We start from the raw sequence: 19203 nt of genomic DNA, 5'->3' as shown, positions 1-19203 counted from the left end.
TCATATTATACTTAATAGAGCTATTTCATAACACAACTGGTTATGACAACATAACCAGATGAATGAAGGAGGAGCAACATGTTTGGTTTAACTCAGAAAGAATTAGAAAAAGGCAAGGCAGGTCATACGGCTCAAGAAATTTATCAGCAGCCTGAAGTTTGGAATAAAGCATTACACATATTTGCAGAGAGAAAGGAGGAAATTCACAACTTTTTACATGCTATATATAGTAAGCATGAGAAAGTGCGAGTAATTTTAACTGGTGCTGGAACGTCAGCGTTTGCTGGTGACATATTAGTTTCTGAATTACAAAAACAAGATCAGGGAAAGGTGCAATTTGAAGCAATTGCAACAACAGATCTCGTTTCTAATCCGACTAACTATCTCTTCAAGGAAGTACCAACCATTTTGGTATCGTTCGCAAGATCAGGGAATAGTCCGGAGAGTTTGGCTGCGGTTAAGTTGGCAACAGATAGGATCGATCATTTTTATCAAGTAAATATTACATGTAATCCAGAAGGGAAGCTAGCAGTAAATACAAAGGATGATAAGAACAGCTTAACGATTCTTACACCGGAAGAAGCGCATGATCAAGGATTTGCTATGACAAGCAGCTTTACTAGTATGATGGTCATTTGTTATTTGGCTTTTTCTAAAGATACTAATGCAGGTGAGAAGATACAGACGGTTATTACTAATGGGGAGAAATTTATTGAAAGCGTTGTGAATACAGTAGATGCGGTGTTAGAGCATGGTATGGACAGGATTGTTTATTTAGGCTCTGGTTCGCTTGGGCAATTTGCTCATGAAGCAGCTTTAAAAATGCTTGAGCTGTCAGCAGGTAAAGTGGTAGCTGTTCACGAGTCTTCGTTAGGATTCCGTCACGGACCGAAATCTATTTTGAATGACAAATCCATCGTCGTACTGTTTACGTCTCAAGATGCTTATACACGAAAATATGATTTGGATATATTAAAAGAGTTATCCGGAGAACCAAAGGAGATTAAAACGGTTGCGCTTACTGAAATGGATAATGAGGAAGTAAGTCAATATGCAAACTGGACAGTGTCTGTTAATAATAGCAAGCAGTCACTAGAAAATGATTTCTACCTATCTTTACTATACGTCGTATTTGCACAAGTTTTAGCACTGAAAAAATCGATTCAATTAGGAATTACGCCAGATAACCCAAGCCCAGACGGATCCGTCAATCGCGTAGTGCAAGGCGTAACGATTTATCCTATGACATTCGCATAGTGAAAGGCTGGTTACGTGTAAATAAATATGGGCTACAGCAATAGATGCCTATTTTTGCAGGATTTTACTTTATGGTAAGAAATGAGGTTGGGACATAGGTGAAAGTACGTGTTTTCAAAATGTATTACTGCATCCTAAAAGCAATTAAATCGATATAGCAGTGGATTTCTACAGCAATTGAAAGAAAAATCTTATTTCTCAACCTTTATTTAAACAAATCGAAAGGATGAAAAAAATGACTACAAAACCAAATATTTTGTTAACAAGAATTGACAATCGTTTAATACATGGCCAGGTCGGAGTTACTTGGGTTAACCATTTAGGAGCAAATCTAGTCGTAGTTGCCAATGATAAAGTTTCACAAGACGAAGTGCAACAGAGTTTGATGGATATGGTGTTGCCAGATGTTATTCAGGCAAGGTACTTTTCTATTCAAAAAACCATTGATGTTATCCATAAGGCTTCACCAAGGCAAAAGATATTTCTCGTCGTTAAAGATGTTCATGATGCACTAGCTTTAAAAGAAGGTGGTGTACCAATAGATCATATTAATATAGGTAATATGCATTATGCAGAAGGGAAAAAGCAAATCTCTTCTACTGTCTCTGTTGATGAAAAAGATATTGAAGCATTTAACAAGCTGCATGATATGGGTGTAACTCTTGATTTAAGAGGAGTTCCAAACGAAAAAGGGCAAGACATTATGGATCTTCTTAAATAAATTACGCTTAAAGGAGGAATCAAACATGTTAATGGAAGCGATTTTAATTGCTATTTGGGCAGGTATTATTGGAATTGATTTATATGTAGGTTTAACCCATATGCACCGCCCTGTTGTTACCGGTCTAGTTGTCGGTTTAATTTTAGGTGATGTAACTACTGGTTTAATTGTCGGGGGTACATTGGAATTAATTTGGATGGGAATGGTTCCGCTCGCAGGAGCCCAACCTCCAAATGTAGTTATAGGAGGAGTTATTGGTACAGCCTTTGGCGTTATAGCAGGTCAGGATCCACAAGTAGCCGTGGGGGTAGCAATACCATTTGCTGTGGCGGTACAAGGATTAATTACATTATTTTTCACATTATTTGCCCCTGTCATGCATAAAGCAGATCAATTTGCTTTAGACGCAAATACAAAAGGAATAGAAAAGATAAATTATTTAGGTATTGCCATTCTATTTTCTTTTAATGCACTTATCGCATTTTTACCAATTTATTTCGGAGCAGAACAAGCTGCTGCCTTTGTTGAAACCGTCCCCCAATGGATTATTGATGGATTATCCATTGCAGGAGGAATTATGCCAGCTATTGGTTTTGCAATGCTACTGAGAATTATGATGAAAGTAGAGTATATTATGTTCTTTATCGTAGGATTTATTCTTGCGGCATATTTAGAATTACCAATATTAGCAATCGCTTTAATTGGTTTAGCGATAGCGCTATATGATTTTTATCAAAATAAAAATAAACAAGGTCCTGCGCCTAAAGAGGAGGAGATTACGGATGGCATCTAATAGTTATCATTATGAAGATACAACTTCTGCTCCGGATTTACAACCGAAGGAACTTAGAAAATTAGCATGGAGATCTTTATTATTACAAGCTTCATTTAACTATGAGCGTATGCAAGCAGCAGGTTGGCTTTACTCTATATTACCAGGCTTAAAATCAATTCATAAAAACAAAAAAGATTTAAGTAAATCGATGAAAGACCATATGGAATTCTTTAATACGCATCCATTTCTTGTCACTTTTATTATGGGTATTATTTTAGCAATGGAGCAAAAGAAGGAAGATAGAGAAGCTATTCGTGGAATTAAAGTGGCAACGATGGGACCTTTAGGTGGTATAGGGGATGCGTTATTCTATCTTACATTATTACCTATTACAGCGAGTATCGGTGCTTCTCTGGCGGTAAATGGTAATATTTTTGGCCCATTTGTGTTTCTAATCATGTTCAATATCATCCATTTTGGAGTTAGATTCGGTTTAATGAACTATGGCTACAAAACAGGAGTAAAAGCAATTGCAAAATTGAAAGAAGGAACACAGCATGTTTCACGTGCGGCCTCTATTGTCGGATTAACCGTTGTTGGAGGATTAATAGCTACGTACGTTTCATTTAAAATTGACTATACGTGGACACAAGGTGAATCTGAATTAAATGTTCAAACAGATATATTAGATCAAATCATGCCTGCTCTTTTACCTTTAGCCTATACACTACTCGTTTATTGGCTGCTTAAAAAAGGTCGTTCACCGCTTACTTTAATTGGATTAACAGTCGTTGTAGGGCTTATAGGATCTTATTTTGGAGTTATGTAGGTGTAGAGAGTAATGGAATTTAAAATTGGAAAGGGTGCACACAATGATTGGCATTATAATAACTGGACATGGTTCTTATCCTGAGGGGATGTATGAATCTATTCGTTTGATAGCAGGAGATGTAGAAGGGTTAAAAATAGTTCCTTTTCATGAAAATCAAGAACAATTGGAGCATGATTTAATAGTAGCAATGGCTGAGGTTGAATATGGAAGTGGTGTTGTTTGTTTTGCGGATTTAGCAGGAGGCACACCCTTTAACATAAGTTCTAAAATTGCTGCATCAAAGGGTAATGTAAGGGTAATTGGCGGAACCAATTCACCAATGCTATTAAGCAGTTTATTCCAAAGGGAACAAAACCTAGATGATTTTGTACAACATGCTTTATATGAAGGACAAACAAACATTAAATCGTTTGAAATCGCGAAAAAGAAAAAAGAAGAGGATTTGGACGGCATATAAAGCTTTTACACGATACGGTTTATTGCATAAGTAAAACAACAACGTTTTTCGCACAAAGCTATATCAATAAGCCAAATTTTTCTAAAATAACCTATTCATTCGTACCCAATTTAAAGGAAGTGTAAGGAATGCAATATTATATAAAGGCAGATCAATTTTTATTAGAAGATAGGTTGGAAGGTCCAGGTTATCTTTCCATTGATCATGGACGTTTTGGCGAATGGAAGAAAAGCCTTACTACACAAGCTAATATCGTGGATTGGAGCGGTTATACCATCGCTCCTGGGTTATTTGATACACATATTCATGGTGTCAATGGCTATGACATTATGGATGGGACAAAAGAAGCTGTGCAGCAAATTTCAGAAGCTTTGTTGCCGCTTGGGGTAACGCGGTTTCTACCAACGACATTAACGTCCTCTTCCGAAAACTTGGAACAATCTATAGCAGCGATTGTGGAGGCGACGGAGGAAGGGCTGTCTGGAGCGCAGTCAGAGGGGATTTATTTAGAAGGACCTTTTTTTACAGAAAAGCATAAAGGGGCTCAAAACCCTATTTATTTTCGTGATCCTGACTTAGAAATGTTTACAAAATGGCAAAAGCTTGCGGGTGGTTCTATCGTGAAAATTGCGCTAGCACCAGAACGGAAAGGATCTAAAGAATTTATTACTGCATTAACGGAAGCAAATGTAAAAGTAAGCCTTGGTCACAGCAATGCAGATTATGATTGCTGTAAAGCTGCTATTGGAGCAGGAGCAAATACATTTGTTCATTTATTTAACGGGATGGCTGGTTTTCATCACCGGAATCCGGGAGTAGCTGGATCAGCCTTAATGGCTAAACAAGCGTTTGTTGAATTAATTTGTGATGGGCATCATGTACATCCTGATGTCGCAGCTTTTACTTGGCGAGTGAAAGGCGATCGTACTGTTCTAATTACGGACTGCATGCGTGCAGGGCTTATGCCAGATGGAAGTTATCAGTTAGGCGAATTCCCTGTTGTAATGCGAAATGGGATTGCGCGGACAGAAACCGGTTCTTTAGCTGGAAGTACGTTAATTCTAAAGGATGCGATTAAAAACTTGAGTCAATGGTCTGATCGCACATGGGGTGAAGCTTGGCATTTAGCTAGTCTAAGTCCCGCTCATAGCTTAGGTCGTGAACAGGAACTAGGAAGCATACGTCCAGGAAAATATGCCGATTATGTCGTCATAGATGAGCAGTACCATATTCAAGCTACTGTCATTAGTGGCGAAATTAAATATCAAAAAAACAACGAGAAGTGAGGAGTTTTACGATGGGATATGTCCAAAACACAAAAGAAATGCTTATCAAAGCTAGAAACGAAGGATATGCCGTTCCAGCCTTTAATATTCATAATTTAGAAACAATCCAAACAGTTGTAGAAACAGCAGCAGAAATGAAGTCCCCTGTTATTTTGGCAGAGACACCTGGAACGATGAAGTACGCTGGTAGAGCATATGTACAAGCTATTGCAGAAGTAGCAGCCAAGCTCCATGATATTCCAATTGCCTTACACCTTGATCATCATGAAACATATGAATCTATTGTTGAATCTCTTGAATTAGGAACCAAATCGGTGATGATTGATGGTTCGCATCATACATTTGAAGAAAATATTGCTATTACAAAAAAAGTAGTCGAAAAAGCACATGCTTATGGAGCAACAGTAGAAGGAGAATTAGGTAAATTAGTAGGTCAGGAAGATGATCTAGTAGTTGAAGCGAAAGATGCGGCATATACGGACCCAGATACCGTAGTGGAATTTATCGAAAGAACCGGTGTCGATTCTTTAGCAGTAGCAATTGGTACAGGCCATGGCTTGTATGAAACCGAACCTCAACTTGATTTTAAACGGCTTGAAAAAATTAACGATGTAGCGACAGTACCAATCGTTCTCCACGGGGCCTCTGGAATATCAAAAGCAGATGTACAAAAGTGTATTGCTTTAGGATGTGCGAAGGTCAATATTTCTACAGAACTTAAGATTCCGTTTTCAGAAGGGCTTCGTGAGCATTTAATCGAGCACTCAAATGAAACAGATCCAAGGAAGTATATGACGCCTGCTAAAGAAAAAATGAAAGCTGCAGTAAAAGGTAAAATTGAAATTTGTATGAGTGCAGGTAAAGCATAAAAGGGAAGCAATAGAGGTAAGAAAATCTATGCTCTTGCCTCTAATTATGCAGATGGACTGGCTGGGTCTACTATGGAAACGATGATCGTAAAAATAAATCTTAAACGAAGGACAGATTTTGCAGCATTTTTTCATACGGTATAAAAGTATAATATTTTAGGCTTATTGTATAAGAAAAACGATGGCGTATTTCGCTATAAGGGATCAGGTCGTTTCTCTATAAAAAAACAAAGATTTTGCCATACTGAATAGAGTTAGGCTAAGTTTTAAAGATATGCATTGGAAAAGATCCCAATGAGGAGGAATAAATTTGATTTTGACGATTACCTTAAATCCGTCCGTAGATATTCAATATCGCTTATCAGAATTTAACATAGATACAGTAAATCGCGTTACGGATGTTAGAAAAACAGCTGGTGGAAAAGGACTCAATGTAGCAAGGGTTATTCGTCAGCTTGATGAGAAGGTTAGTGCTACAGGTTTTCTTGGTGGTAGTTTAGGAGATTTTATTAACAGCGAATTAAAACGATTAAATATTGAAAATGGCTTTATGCCAGTTGTTGGAGATACGAGAAACTGTATTGCAATGATTCATAATGGAAAACAAACGGAAATATTAGAGGATGGCCCAGTTATTCAGCAAGAAGAAGCTAGTCAATTTTTACGTCAATTTCGTGAGCAAGCGAAACAAGCAAATTGGATAACCATTTCTGGTAGTCTACCAAAAGGGTTACAGGAAAATTACTATGAGCAAATGTTGGCTATCGCAAATGAAGTTGGCATTCCGGTGTTATTGGATACCAAAGGTGATTTATTAGCACGTTCGTTGCAAGGGGATACAGTCCCTTATTTGATTAAGCCAAACCAAGATGAGCTAGCTGACCTGCTTGGAGAAGGAAAGCTAGATATAGAAGATGTGAAAGTAGCTGTTCAGTCAGCATTATTTGATGGAGTTGACTGGGTTGTTATTACGATGGGAGAACAAGGAGCGGTTGTAAAACATAAAGATAAGGTATATCGCGTACATTCTCCGAAAATTAATGCTGCTAATCCAGTTGGTTCCGGTGATTCTGTCATTGCCGGCTTTGCCACCGGATTAGCTAGACAACTTTCAGGTGAAAAACTGATCAGATTCGGTTTAGCTATGGGTGTATTAAACGCAATGGAAGAGCAGACAGGATATGTTGATATAACGAAAGTTGCTTGGTGCACAGAGCAGATGAAAGTAGAGGAATGGGTTTAAATGCAATGCTGCATATCAGGTTGTGCCAACTCCCGCTTCATAAGTTGATAAAATATAAAGTGCGATTCTGAGCGGGAGGTAACAACCTGTATATTTGTTCCACTATAGGAAAGCATAAAATTTAAGGTTTATAGTATAATAAAAACGATGTCTATCGTCATAAAGACGTGACGACAAGCCAAGTTTTTCTAATTAGCTATTTTATTTAAATTCACGTTTTAATGATTTTATAAGGCTGTAACAAATAAACAACATCATAATGGTAAAAGGTGAAGCTACTACAATGGAGATCGTTTTTACGGCATCTAATCCACCAGCTAATAAAAATACAATAGCAGATCCAGAAGAAATAATTCCCCATGTCATTTTAATTCGATTAGATGGATTTAAATTTCCTTTATCACTTAGCATGCCAAGTACAAAAGTTGCAGAGTCAGCAGAAGTAATAAAAAATGAAAAGATAAGTATAATTGCTAATACGCTTAAAATAGGTCCTAAAGGTATTTCGTTAAAAAAAGCAAACAGAGCCGCATTTACATCAGCATTAATACTATCTGCTAAGCCAGTATTTTGAAACTCATGAATGAAGTGGATGGCACTTCCACCGAGTATCGAGAACCAGACGAAAGAAATTAAAGACGGAACGACTAACACACCAATGACGAACTCTTTAATCGTTCTCCCTTTAGAAATTCTAGCAATAAATGAACCAACAAACGGTGCCCATGTTGTCCACCATGCCCAATAAAATACCGTCCATGAGCCGATCCAATTGTTTGCTTTTTGATCAAATGGTTCCATTTTCAACCCCATTGGAACGATGTTACCAAGATAACTTCCTGTAGAGCTAATAAAAATTTCTAAAATTTGTTTTGTTGGACCGATGAGAAAAACAGAAAGCATTAAAGTAAATAATAGAATTACATTTAAGCTAGAAATATATCTGATGCCGCGATTAACGCCAGTCGATGAAGATATTAAAAAAATGATTGTTGCAAAACTAATAATCATCAGCTGCGTACTAAATGTATTTTCAATGCCCCATCGTGCTTCCATGCCACTAGCTATTTGTAATGTACTTAAACCAAACGTACTAGAAATGCCTACTGCCGTAATAAAAACCGACAGTACGTCGATTGTTTTGCCTATGTTCGTATGAATTTTGTCACCTATAATAGGATAGAAAATAGAGCTGATCGCTGAAGGTAAACCTTTTCGAAAATGGAAATAAGCTAAGCTTAATGCTACGATTCCAAAGAGGGCCCAAGGGTGCAATCCCCAATGAAAGAATGTATATGTCATTGCATTATTTGCAGATTCTATCGTTCCACCTTCCCCGTATGGTGGGAATAAATAATGTTTTACTGGTTCTGCTACCCCCCAAAATACTAGACCTACCCCCATTCCCGCACTAAAAAGCATCGAAATCCAAGCGGTAGTACTAAAATCTGGTTTATCTGTATCTTTTCCAAGTCTGATATTTCCGTATTTTGAAAAAATTAAAAAAACGCATATGAAAACAAACAGAGATCCAACAAGCAAATAAAACCAATTGAAATAAGTGACTGCAAAGTCTAAGAAGATTGCCGCTTTTTCTCCTAACCATTGATTAAATACAACACCTACAACTACAAATAAACTACTTAACGCTAACGAAATCCATAAAACAATATTACGTTTCCACAAAAAATATCACACCCTCATCTCTTCTAGAATAGAGGTTCAAATCCAATAGCATTAAAAATAAGCTAACCTTTTATACCAGATATAAGTTGCTGTAAGACTGTCGAGCTGGAACGAGTCTATGAGGGAGATAACAGCACCTCAATCCGCCTAATAATCAGTGGAAATAAAAGAAATACCCGCTGATGGAAGGCTCTCTTTATACGAATGTATGACCCAACCTCTTTAACAGTCCCCATTATAACACGATGATTTGTACGTAAAAAGGTAAATTAACTAAATTTAACAGGGAAATGAAAATACTTGCATTATCGAACCTTTTTTGGTTGCTTGGTTGAAATACACTCCTTTCCTTTCTATTCAAATAAAACCAATTGAAAAATTCCTTATTATAACTATGTAACAATAGTTCAAGTACTATTGTTACATAGTTATAATAAGGAGGAGAGAAAGGAGAAGTGAAACCATTTTAAATAAAGAAGCCAAAGCAGTTTTTATAAACCAATTAGTGGGTTATGGTGACTTTTTAAGATTTGCGATATGGTATGTTTTTCTAACAGGGGAAATTTGATATGATATAGGAAAGTAACATCTTGAAACACAGGAGGCTTATAGCATTGTTTTCAGACATAATGTGGGGAAGTTTAGCAATGATACTTATCATTGCAATATATGTAACGATACAAAAAAGAAAACGAGCAGGGGTGAAAGGCATCAAAAGCGCGCTGACACCGATTTGTTTTTTCTGCATATCAATTGTAAATATCATTGCCTACTTCTTTGAATTTCTCGGTTTGGTGAGTTTTGGGATCACTGTTGCTTTGTTTATTTTAGGTGCATATTTTACTAAATATTTGAAGATACCTGCGAACTGATCTTTTAAAATAAATGTCTTGATAAATAAATGACCGCTGTTACCGTAATCGTACTGAAAATGGTGGAAAATAGAACGATTTGTGCGGCGAAATTTGGATGATTGTTATATTCTTGAGCGATAACCGAACTGTTCACAGCTGTGGGCATTGCTGAGGCAATGAACAGAGCTTGAGCGATAATGCCATCTAGTTGTAAGATACGTATAATACCAAGAGCAATGATTGGACCGAGAAGGAGGCGAATAGTTAAGCTGATATAAACTGTTGGCAAACTGGAGCTTAAACGAAGCTGAGCTACTTGAGCACCTAAAGTAAGTAGGGCCATAGCTACCATTGCATCAGCTATATAATTAGCTGGAACCCAAACGAAAGAAGGAATGGAAACATTTGCGATATTTAATAAAATTCCTGCTAGCATGGCGTATAATACGGGCATTTTAAAATAACTGAATAGTGCTCGTAGTTTACCAATATGGATAGATTGTAAGGAAAAAATGCCATAAGAAAATAGTAGAATATTTTGTAAGGTTAAGATAATGACTTGAATGGACATCGCTACAGGATCACTTTTAAACACCAAATCGTTGACAGGAACTCCATAATTACCAGAATTAAAGAAAAGAATACTATTAGAAAATGTAGTGGATTTTGATTTATCAAACCCTATAAGGCGCGCGGTAATTGTTGCTACGATATAGAGTACGGAAATTAATAATATAAAAAAGACGACTATTTGTAGTAAGAGCTGCCCTGAAAATGTTGTATCGTATAGTTTTACAAAAATAAACCCAGGAACAAGAAAGTAAATATTTAATTTTGCCAGCGTCTGTAAATCAAGGTCAAATTTCTTTTGTAAGAAAAAACCTAATCCCATTATAATAAAAACTGGTAAAATAATATCCTTTACTATTATTAAAAATGCTTCCAAATTATTTCTCCTTTCACAATCTACAATGATGCGGTTTTATTTTTTCTCACACATGTAGATATGTCAACTTCATTTTATGTAAATGATAAAATCCGTCCATTGTGGTGACATAGAACAATTTTAAGCTTCACTCAAACGTAAACAATTATTTCATTCGTAAAAGTTACTGTCAACTTCAATCCCAATTATATCATTCTGTGGTCTTAGCATGTTTTTTATTACACTATTTATAAGAAAGCGTTTCTGTAAAACGGTAAGCGTAATTTTCTGAAAAATTATTTTATCTAAGATCTTACTGTAAAAAAAGCTGGATAAAAGGCATAATGGAAACAAGGATAAGGGGAATGAGGGGGATGTAATATGGGGTTTAATTGGAATGGAGAGGTTGCAAAGCAATGGGATGAGCGTGCCGTTACTTGGAATGAACGTAGTAAAAACATGTGGGAAACCGGAAGCAGGCAGGCTGTTATCCCATTTTTGCGTCGTTTTCTGAGCACTAATCAGCATGTATTAGATATAGGTTGTGGTGATGGGTATGGTGCGTATAAGTTATATGAGCAAGGTTATCAAGTAGCTGCAATTGACATTTCTTCGGTGATGGTACAATATGCGAAGAACAAACTTCCAAATAGCATCCATGTATTGGAAGGAGATGTACAAAAGATTCCTTTTTCCACAAATACATTCGATGCCATTATGGCAATGAATGTTTTGGAGTGGACGGAAAATCCAAAGCAAGCGTTGCAAGAGTTAAAGCGTGTAGTAAAAGAGGGTGGACATATCTGTGTAGGAATATTAGGACCGACTGCAGGACCGCGTGCGAACAGTTATCCGCGCTTGCATGGGGAAACAGTCATTTGTAATACAATGATGCCTTGGGAATTTCAACAGCTTTGTACGGATATAGATTTGGAATATGTAGATGGATATGGTGTACCAAAGCAAGGTGTTAGCAAGGAGATGTATAACCATTTGCCGCTTGATTTACAACAGTCGTTATCATTTTCTTGGATATTTATGTTAAGAAATGGTGGGTAAGCGTATGAACGAAACAGAAAAAACGGTCATTGCAAACTATGAGCAAAATGAAAGAATGATGATTTTAGTTTTTGCGCAGTGGTGTGTCAATTATGATGTAGATGCTTTAGAAGTGTATAAAAAGGCGTATCCTCATCAACAAGCTAATAAAGTGTTGGAAGAAATGATGGAGGAGACAGTGCCCAAAGAAGAAGCTGATTTCATCGCAACAGAAACGGTACTTCAAGCGCTTCAGTTATTTGGAAATGATGATTTAGCTTTTGCCGTTCAGCAAGAAGTAGATAACCAAAACATGAATAAAGGAAAATGATCTGTTGGAACGGTTATTACTGTCTTGTCGCAAGTGTGCCATATACATTTTTACATGCGTGCAAACGATGAAAATATTGGGAAATGATCAACTTTAAGCAACCTCTATGCTATATTATTAGCTTTTGTTTAAAAGTAAGTAGATAGGAAAGTATCTAATGTTTAGCTTTAAGGTTGTCTTATACGGAAAACGATGATGCTATATCCCAAAAAAAATATGGTCGTAAGCCAAGTGTTACCAATAAACTTCGATACTTTTATAGTTAAAACCTTCTGTGTGAATAGCGAACCTACAAGTCGTATAATGGCTTTTTCCATGCGATCAATGGTGATTTCATCCATGAAAAAAAGAAGAAGTTATCAAACGGATAACTTCTTTTAGTATGCCAAAATTTTACTTTACAGGCACACAAATGTCACAATAAGGATGGTTATACATATCGCCAGTATATCTTTCCATTATAGGTTTGTTCGTTATTTGATAACCGTGTTTGTTGAGGTCTGGGAAAATAGCTTTGTACGCTTTGGCAATATCTTTAGCTGTGTGATTGATGTTATAAACAACGTATTTTCCTCCAGAAATCCAACCTTCGCGAATGGCTCTATCCTCTTGTAAAAGGTATTCCTCAGAGAGGGTGATACCCACATCAAATCGGCAATTTTTAGGTGATGTTTTTTTCGGGTTATCCTGAGGTATAGCAAAAATAGTTGCAGATGGAAGGAGACTCTTTTCCGTAGCCCATTTTTTTAAACGCTCCATTACTTGCCTATTTTCGCGACCATAGGGGCCGGTTCGTCGCATAAAAGCAATTCGTTGTTTTGGAATAATTTCTATTTTGGATTCCATTATACCTTTCTCCCTTCCTTTCCATTGTTTGTACAATACAAGTATAATTTGCTTTAAAATGTAAAACAACTAAATTTTTAAAAAATTTAATAGGGATAAAGCTATAACTTTTCACTCAAAAATGCTTCCTATTACTTGCAAACGTGACAAAAATAAAAACAGAAGGATAGCGTAAGGTTTATGCGTTATCCTTCTGTATGAAAAATTATTACGGTGAGGAAAATAATTTGATTAAGGCTTGTGTGCCGCTATCTGCTTCTCCTTTTGCTTCAAGCTCCTCGTAAAGCTTTAACGATAGAGCTAATCCAGGTGTAGACAGTCCTAGCTCTTCTGCTGATTCTAGTGCGATTTTCATATCTTTAATAAAGTGCTTTACATAAAATCCTGGTGCATCATCTTCTTTGATCATGCGTGGTGCAAGATTAGAAAGTGACCAGCTTCCAGCCGCGCCAGCTGTTATACTATCAAGCACTAACTCAGGGTTAAGTCCTGATTTTTTTGCATAAGCAATGGCTTCGCATACGCCAACCATATTAGAAGCAATCGTTATTTGATTCGCTAATTTGGTATGTTGTCCAGCTCCAGCTTCTCCTTGCAAAATGATGTTTTCGCCCATTGTTTGCAATAATGGGAGTATATCTTTGTATGCTTTTTCTTTTCCACCGACCATAATGGTTAGTTTGCCATTTTTGGCACCGATATCACCACCAGATACAGGCGCGTCTAATGCATAGCACCCTTTTTCTTCTGCTTCGCTTTCAATTTGTTCTGCTAGTTTAGGTTTAGAAGTTGTCATATCCACTAAGTAAGTACCTTGAGCTACATTTTTTAAAATACCTTGGTCGCTAAAATAAACTTCTTCCACATCACTTGGATAGCCTACCATCGTAATAATGACCTTGCAGTTCTTTGTTAAATTGGCAATGGAATCTTCCCAATCCGCGCCAGCGTTAATTAAGCTCGTAGCTTTTTGCTTTGTGCGTGTATAGATGGAAACGTGGTATCCTGCGTTCATAATTCGCTTTGCCATGCTCGCCCCCATGACGCCAGTACCTATAAAACCAATTCGATCCTCATATGTAAGCAAAATCATTCTCCTTTCCATTGGCACTATATATTACATTCATTCGACAAAAAATGGGAAAATCCTGTTATTCTATCTAGAAATAATGAAGGAGAGGACATGATATGAGGTGGAGAAAAAAATCTTTTCAAGAACTTGACCAACTGGAACTATATACTTAATTAAAGTCTCGAGTGAATGTATTTGTAGTCGAACAGCAATGCGCATATCAAGAAATAGACGCATATGATTTAAAAGCAACACATGTGCAGCTTCAAGATAACCAAAGTTTAGTCATATGCAAGAATACTTCCTGCTGGTAGTAAATATGTAGAAGCTTCTATAGGTAGAGTCCTTGTGACAAAAGCTTACTGGGATAGGGTATATGGAAAAGAATAAATGGAGGAAGCGATGAAATATACAGTGAATCATTTTAAAAACAATATTAAGATTCAAGCCCAACAGCATTTAAAGGCGTTTTATCAAGCATTTGGTTTTAAACAGGTATCCACTGCGTACTTAGATGATGGGATTTGGCATATTGACATGATTTGGGAACAGAAATAAAGCATGTCACTCTCTTTTTTTGCGCATAGTATTAAAATAAACAGGATATAAAAGAGGGTGAAAAGATGATTAATGAACAGCAATTAGCACATTGTAAACAAGCTTTACAAAATCGCCAATCCGAACTTATTTCCCATGTTCAAAAGCATATGGATTTAACTTTAGAATCCGTGCAACAATCAAGTGGTGAATTGTCCAATTATGATAATCATCCTGCAGATACAGCATCCGAATTATTTGAAAGAGGAAAGGATGTCGCGCTTAATGAGCATGCTGAAAAGGAATTAGAAGATATTAATAAAGCTTTACATGCAATTGCAGAAGGTACTTATGGAATTTGCAAAGAATGTGGCAATGATATCCCTTATGAACGGCTTGAAGCTCTCCCAACTGCAGACCGATGTATGGAGCATACCGTACAAGATTCATTTAACCAAACGCGCACCATGGAAGAGGAAGTGTATAGCCCAAATATAAATCCTGATAAAATAAGTGATGAGACACAAGTTGGCTATGACGCTGAGGATGCTTGGCAGGAAGTTAGCCGTTATGGTACATCGGAAACACCTTCTGATTTTTACGGTGATAAGGCTAGTTATAATAAAATGTATCCGAATAGTGACGAACAAGTCGGCTATGTAGAAGATGTGGAAGGATATTTAGGTGCATCTTCTGATGGGAAATATACGGAACCTGTTATGGACCAAACAGATGATGAGCATGAACGATAAAGAATAAGCAAATCTTTATCTTTTAACGAAAAAATTTTTTAGGTGCGGTTGTCTCTTTTTAACTTCTACAACCGGCATTTTTAACGCTTAAAGCTGGCTCTACAATGCTTTGTATTTGAGATAAATATAAAATGAAGTTTTAAAAATAGTCATAAATAAGATGGATGTAAGAAAGGCTCATTTTCTTTTGCGCGATAGATAAAAAAGGAAATAAATTTAAAATTAGTAAGCGCTGAGTTTTCTAAAAGTAAATCTTCATTTCTTGAAACCAAACTTCTATGAGAAACGTATTTTTATACTATAGGGGAGTAAAATTATTTTTAATAAAAGTATAAGACAAACTAAGGCAAGACAAGTTTTTCTAATTGAGAGGTGATTAGATTGCAGCAAAAAGGTTGTTTAAAATGCGGAAGTACAAACGCTGATCAAAAGGAAGTGGCTATGACGGGAACCGGCTTGTCAAAGGTGTTCGACGTACAAAACAATCAATTTTTAGTCGTTTATTGTAAAGAATGTGGCTATTCGGAATTCTATAACAAGAAAAGTTCTAAAGGAAGCAATATTTTTGATTTGTTTTTTGGGTGAAGATCAAAGTGCCCGTTCTCAATAACAGGCACTTTTTCGCTATCATTACAAAATTTAGAATATATGGATAAACTTACTAAGTTATTTAGTCACGTCCGGCTCCAGCGCCCAGCAACTAGGCGACTTCACTCCATTGCCCTAAGCTAAGTCATCATCGGTTCGCCCTAAATAGGAAGTCCGACTAAAGGCGGGCTTGCCGGAGGGCGCCGGCATACTCCTGTTGCAGGAACATGATTCCTAAAACTTTCGTTGATTCGTTCCAGTCGCTACGTTGCAAAACGGGCGCCCCGAGCCTTTGTTCCTTGTTTAATACTGCCAACTGTTCCATTGTCCAGTTGCTCTAAAATAAGTCATCATCGTTATACGAAAAAAAGAAAAACAAAGACTGTCCGACAGCCTTTGTTTTTCTTATTAATAACCTTGGAAAAAATCGCCCATTAATCCTCCAAATAACCCCCCGAGTAATCTTCCTATCATATCTTGTAAAAGGAAAGACATGACTACAAAAGAAATGAAATAAAAGGCGATTAAAACATAAACTCTATCGTAACCGTGTTCTTTTTCTTTTGACTCAAGTAAAATAAACGATGGTATGAATATAACTGGGCCAAGTAAACTAATCGGAATAAGCACACTGAAAAAAGGGATTCTAATCCAAGTAAGTAAAATTCCAGCTAAAAAAATAAGAAGAAAAGGGATTGTATAAATTCCAACTTTTGTTACTGTTTCTTGCAAAGTCATATGTTGTGCTGTTAATTTTGTAGAAATGAAAGTTAATATAATTATAAAAGCAAATAGTAGAAGATATTGTATAAATGGGATGATAAATCCATCTAAAAAGCCAATATCCAAAAAATAACTACCTACTTGACTCGTTACTACCACATAGAAGCTTATGGTTACTGCAAGTGCGAATAAAACGATGCTTATGATGGCAGGAATGATATCTTGCTGTGTGGCAAAGCGCGCCTTATGTGGAGATTTTAAGTAGTGCATGAAAAAACTTGCAAAATGTTTTCCTACTGTACTTACAGTTGAAGAAAAATCCCTATTGTTTAGTGTGGTATCAGATTGACTTTCCCCTTCTTCAGCTACTGCTGCTTCTTCAAGATTAAGATGTACACCACAATTCGTACAAAACTTTCCTTCTTTTGTTTCGTGCTCACAATTCGGACAGATCATACCCTTCCTCCTTTAATTGTAATGAGAGATAGGCCTCTATTATAACAGCATTAGGTAAATTTGGTAAAATAAACATTTCATGTTATTCATTTACCTTATCTGCATTTCGCCTCTTAAGTATCTCATTTCGACATATTCTTGGAAAACCCCTGCTCTTAAGACAAAAGGAATGAATTCGGCATAGCTAAAATTAAGAGAAAATGGATTGCCTTAAAAAGCAGGTTATGATCCAATTGGACCGTAACCTGCTTTATTCTATCCTTCTTCTGTTGTGTTTTCACTTTTTGTCTGTTTTGCTTCCAGAGTTAGCTTGGTTGTTTCTTTTTGCCCATCTCGGTAATATTCAACATCTATTTTCTCACCAACAGAAGCATCAGAATATAAAAATTTCCGTAATTCTAAGATGGATGTCACGTCATTTCCATTAATTTTAGTGATCACATCAAATTGTTGTAGCCCAGCTTTGTCAGCAGGAGATCCGTTTTCCACGTTTGCAATAACCATCCCACCTTTTACATCTTCAGGTAATTGGATGTCTGTTCTATATTGAGGTGGTACTTGTTCAATGGCTGCCGTACTAATGCCGATTAGTGGACGTTCAATTTGACCTTTCTTTTCTAACTGTTCCACAATTGGAAGTGCTGCGTCTACAGGAATAGCAAAACCAATGCCTTCCACTTCCTGTCTGGCAATTTTCATTGAGTTAATTCCAACGACGGCACCTTTTTCATTGACGAGGGCACCACCACTATTGCCTGGATTGATGGCAGCATCTGTTTGGATAACCTCGGTAATCCAATCTGCTCGACTGTCTCCGTTTGTATCGATGGGTACAGAACGATCAAGTCCACTTATCACACCTTTCGTTACGGTGTTAGCGAATTCCATACCTAATGGATTTCCAATGGCTAAAACATTTTCCCCTATTTTTAAATCTTTAGAAGATCCCATGTTTGCAACGGTAGTGATAGGATCACCATCAATTTCTAACACGGCTAAATCTGTTAACTCGTCTGTACCTAACACGTTAGCATTTAAGCGTTCTTCAGAATAATTTAAAGCGACTTCTACTTCTTCTGCTCCTGCTACAACATGTTGATTTGTAATTACATACGCTTTGCCGTTTTCTTTTTTATAAATGATTCCTGAACCTGTACCTGCTTCTTGGCTTTCTGTCCAAATATCTTGCTGTTGCTTATTAATAACTCCAACAACTGCTTTAGAGGTTTCTTCGATATTTGTGGACACTTCTGAATCCTCAGAGGCGAGCGTTTTGACGACTTCTTGAGCTTTGTTATTTCCGTCTGTTGAAGCGGATCCATTTCCGTTGTCTTGTGTCATTGGAATAATATTTGTAAACATTAACACTGCTATGATAATAACAGATACAACACCACCAGAAATACCACCTAAAATAAAATGTAACAAGGACTTATTCGCTGTTTTTTTATTTCCTGTGGTGCTATCATAGCTCGTATTTTGTTGCGTATTAGACTGTTCATCCGTTAGTTGGTGAGAATTTTGATTCTGGTTTAATTGTTGAGATGGAAGGTTTTCGTTATCGGTAAATCCGTTATGTTGATTCGTTTGTTCATTGTTTCTATCATCCATTTTCATCACCCTTTCAGACAGATTATAATGTCAGGCAAGAAACAGACATCAAAAGGCATCGAGGGGAGTAGGGGGGGACGCTCAAAAGATGTCTGTTTTTCGCCTTGTATGGTGAACGGTTCCTTCACAAAGAGTGAAGTTCCGATTGATACTTTTAGTATACCCGTTTCCTTGGGGAATCATTTGGTATAACTGTGGAATAATTGTGTAAAGTTTAGGTGGAATGATCACATATAAATCGCTGCTATTCCGCTTGTTATTGGTATACCCCTAAAAATAATTTATTAATCGTTCTTGTAAGTTAATTTAACTTGGTATGAGTAGTTTCTATTGCTGAAGATCAG

General features: G+C 36.8%; 20 protein-coding genes. 14 read left to right on the top strand and 6 right to left on the bottom strand.

Features of this window, described 5'->3' with window-relative positions; genetic code table 11:
• Window positions 1-78: 78 nt before the first annotated feature.
• The 8 genes from B2C77_RS18215 (at window position 79) to B2C77_RS18180 (ending at window position 7440) form a co-directional block, all read left to right on the top strand.
• Window positions 79-1257: an SIS domain-containing protein gene (locus tag B2C77_RS18215; RefSeq protein ID WP_077706326.1), complete on the top strand. Its 1179-nt coding sequence runs from the start codon at window positions 79-81 to the stop codon at window positions 1255-1257.
• 235 nt (window positions 1258-1492) lie between these two features.
• Window positions 1493-1978, top strand: coding sequence for a PTS N-acetylgalactosamine transporter subunit IIB (agaV, locus tag B2C77_RS18210; protein WP_101932810.1), 486 nt, complete (start codon window positions 1493-1495; stop codon window positions 1976-1978).
• A 25-nt stretch (window positions 1979-2003) separates the two neighbouring features.
• On the top strand, window positions 2004-2771 hold the full coding sequence (gene agaW / locus B2C77_RS18205; protein ID WP_077706325.1) for a PTS N-acetylgalactosamine transporter subunit IIC: 768 nt from the start codon (window positions 2004-2006) through the stop codon (window positions 2769-2771).
• Window positions 2761-3582, top strand: a complete 822-nt coding sequence (locus tag B2C77_RS18200; protein ID WP_073009558.1) for a PTS system mannose/fructose/sorbose family transporter subunit IID — start codon at window positions 2761-2763, stop codon at window positions 3580-3582. The genes agaW and B2C77_RS18200 overlap by 11 nt, the downstream gene beginning before the upstream one ends.
• 43 nt (window positions 3583-3625) lie before the next feature.
• Complete coding sequence (locus tag B2C77_RS18195; RefSeq protein WP_077706324.1) at window positions 3626-4042, top strand: PTS sugar transporter subunit IIA; 417 nt, start codon at window positions 3626-3628, stop codon at window positions 4040-4042.
• Between the two features lie 128 nt (window positions 4043-4170).
• Entirely contained in the window at window positions 4171-5328 is a 1158-nt protein-coding gene (gene nagA, locus B2C77_RS18190; RefSeq protein WP_077706323.1) for an N-acetylglucosamine-6-phosphate deacetylase, read from the top strand.
• 11 nt (window positions 5329-5339) lie between these two features.
• Window positions 5340-6197: a tagatose-bisphosphate aldolase subunit GatY gene (gene gatY, locus B2C77_RS18185; protein WP_077706322.1), complete on the top strand. Its 858-nt coding sequence runs from the start codon at window positions 5340-5342 to the stop codon at window positions 6195-6197.
• Window positions 6198-6507: 310 nt separating this feature from the next.
• Window positions 6508-7440 (top strand): hexose kinase, encoded by a 933-nt coding sequence (locus tag B2C77_RS18180; RefSeq protein ID WP_077706321.1) that lies wholly within the window; start codon window positions 6508-6510, stop codon window positions 7438-7440.
• A 201-nt stretch (window positions 7441-7641) separates the two neighbouring features.
• Here the strand turns inward: B2C77_RS18180 and B2C77_RS18175 are convergent, their stop codons facing one another.
• Entirely contained in the window at window positions 7642-9126 is a 1485-nt protein-coding gene (locus tag B2C77_RS18175) for a BCCT family transporter (RefSeq protein WP_077706320.1), read from the bottom strand.
• A gap of 614 nt (window positions 9127-9740) precedes the next feature.
• Here B2C77_RS18175 and B2C77_RS18170 point away from each other — a divergent pair.
• On the top strand, window positions 9741-9998 hold the full coding sequence (locus B2C77_RS18170) for a hypothetical protein (RefSeq protein WP_438272967.1): 258 nt from the start codon (window positions 9741-9743) through the stop codon (window positions 9996-9998).
• A 4-nt stretch (window positions 9999-10002) separates the two neighbouring features.
• Here B2C77_RS18170 and B2C77_RS18165 read toward each other — a convergent pair whose 3' ends face one another.
• Window positions 10003-10926: an AEC family transporter gene (locus tag B2C77_RS18165; RefSeq protein ID WP_141130764.1), complete on the bottom strand. Its 924-nt coding sequence runs from the start codon at window positions 10924-10926 to the stop codon at window positions 10003-10005.
• 360 nt (window positions 10927-11286) lie between these two features.
• Between B2C77_RS18165 and B2C77_RS18160 the strand changes: the two genes are divergently transcribed.
• Both B2C77_RS18160 and yxiS read left to right on the top strand, forming a co-directional pair.
• The gene (locus B2C77_RS18160) at window positions 11287-11964 is read left to right on the top strand and encodes a class I SAM-dependent methyltransferase (protein ID WP_077706319.1); all 678 of its coding nucleotides are present in this window, start codon (window positions 11287-11289) and stop codon (window positions 11962-11964) included.
• Between the two features lie 4 nt (window positions 11965-11968).
• On the top strand, window positions 11969-12274 hold the full coding sequence (gene yxiS, locus B2C77_RS18155; protein WP_073009579.1) for a protein YxiS: 306 nt from the start codon (window positions 11969-11971) through the stop codon (window positions 12272-12274).
• A gap of 393 nt (window positions 12275-12667) precedes the next feature.
• Here yxiS and B2C77_RS18150 read toward each other — a convergent pair whose 3' ends face one another.
• Window positions 12668-13120 carry an AraC family transcriptional regulator gene (locus tag B2C77_RS18150; protein ID WP_077706318.1) on the bottom strand — a complete coding sequence of 151 codons (453 nt, stop codon included), beginning with the start codon at window positions 13118-13120 and terminating at the stop codon, window positions 12668-12670.
• Between the two features lie 208 nt (window positions 13121-13328).
• The gene (locus tag B2C77_RS18145; protein WP_073009585.1) at window positions 13329-14213 is read right to left on the bottom strand and encodes an NAD(P)-dependent oxidoreductase; all 885 of its coding nucleotides are present in this window, start codon (window positions 14211-14213) and stop codon (window positions 13329-13331) included.
• Between the two features lie 381 nt (window positions 14214-14594).
• Here B2C77_RS18145 and B2C77_RS22180 point away from each other — a divergent pair, with 381 nt between their 5' ends.
• The 3 genes from B2C77_RS22180 to B2C77_RS18130 all read left to right on the top strand — a co-directional run bounded on the left by B2C77_RS22180 (window position 14595) and on the right by B2C77_RS18130 (window position 16066).
• A complete protein-coding gene (locus B2C77_RS22180; RefSeq protein WP_254843998.1) occupies window positions 14595-14750 on the top strand; it encodes a GNAT family N-acetyltransferase in 156 nt (51 codons plus the stop codon).
• A gap of 65 nt (window positions 14751-14815) precedes the next feature.
• Window positions 14816-15481 (top strand): TraR/DksA C4-type zinc finger protein, encoded by a 666-nt coding sequence (locus tag B2C77_RS18135; protein ID WP_077706317.1) that lies wholly within the window; start codon window positions 14816-14818, stop codon window positions 15479-15481.
• 381 nt (window positions 15482-15862) lie between these two features.
• Window positions 15863-16066, top strand: a complete 204-nt coding sequence (locus B2C77_RS18130; protein ID WP_073009591.1) for a zinc ribbon domain-containing protein — start codon at window positions 15863-15865, stop codon at window positions 16064-16066.
• A 411-nt stretch (window positions 16067-16477) separates the two neighbouring features.
• On the opposite strand, the gene B2C77_RS18125 is transcribed toward B2C77_RS18130, so the two are convergent.
• Both B2C77_RS18125 and B2C77_RS18120 read right to left on the bottom strand, forming a co-directional pair.
• Window positions 16478-17248, bottom strand: coding sequence for a zinc ribbon domain-containing protein (locus B2C77_RS18125; RefSeq protein WP_077706316.1), 771 nt, complete (start codon window positions 17246-17248; stop codon window positions 16478-16480).
• 255 nt (window positions 17249-17503) lie between these two features.
• Window positions 17504-18859: a S1C family serine protease gene (locus B2C77_RS18120; protein ID WP_367946652.1), complete on the bottom strand. Its 1356-nt coding sequence runs from the start codon at window positions 18857-18859 to the stop codon at window positions 17504-17506.
• Window positions 18860-19203: the final 344 nt, after the last annotated feature.

The organism is Virgibacillus dokdonensis (assembly GCF_900166595.1).
Classification (GTDB): Bacteria; Bacillota; Bacilli; order Bacillales; family Amphibacillaceae; genus Virgibacillus; species Virgibacillus dokdonensis.
The sequence above is the reverse complement of the archived record's forward strand: the minus strand, read 5'-3'. Positions and strand labels throughout refer to the sequence as shown.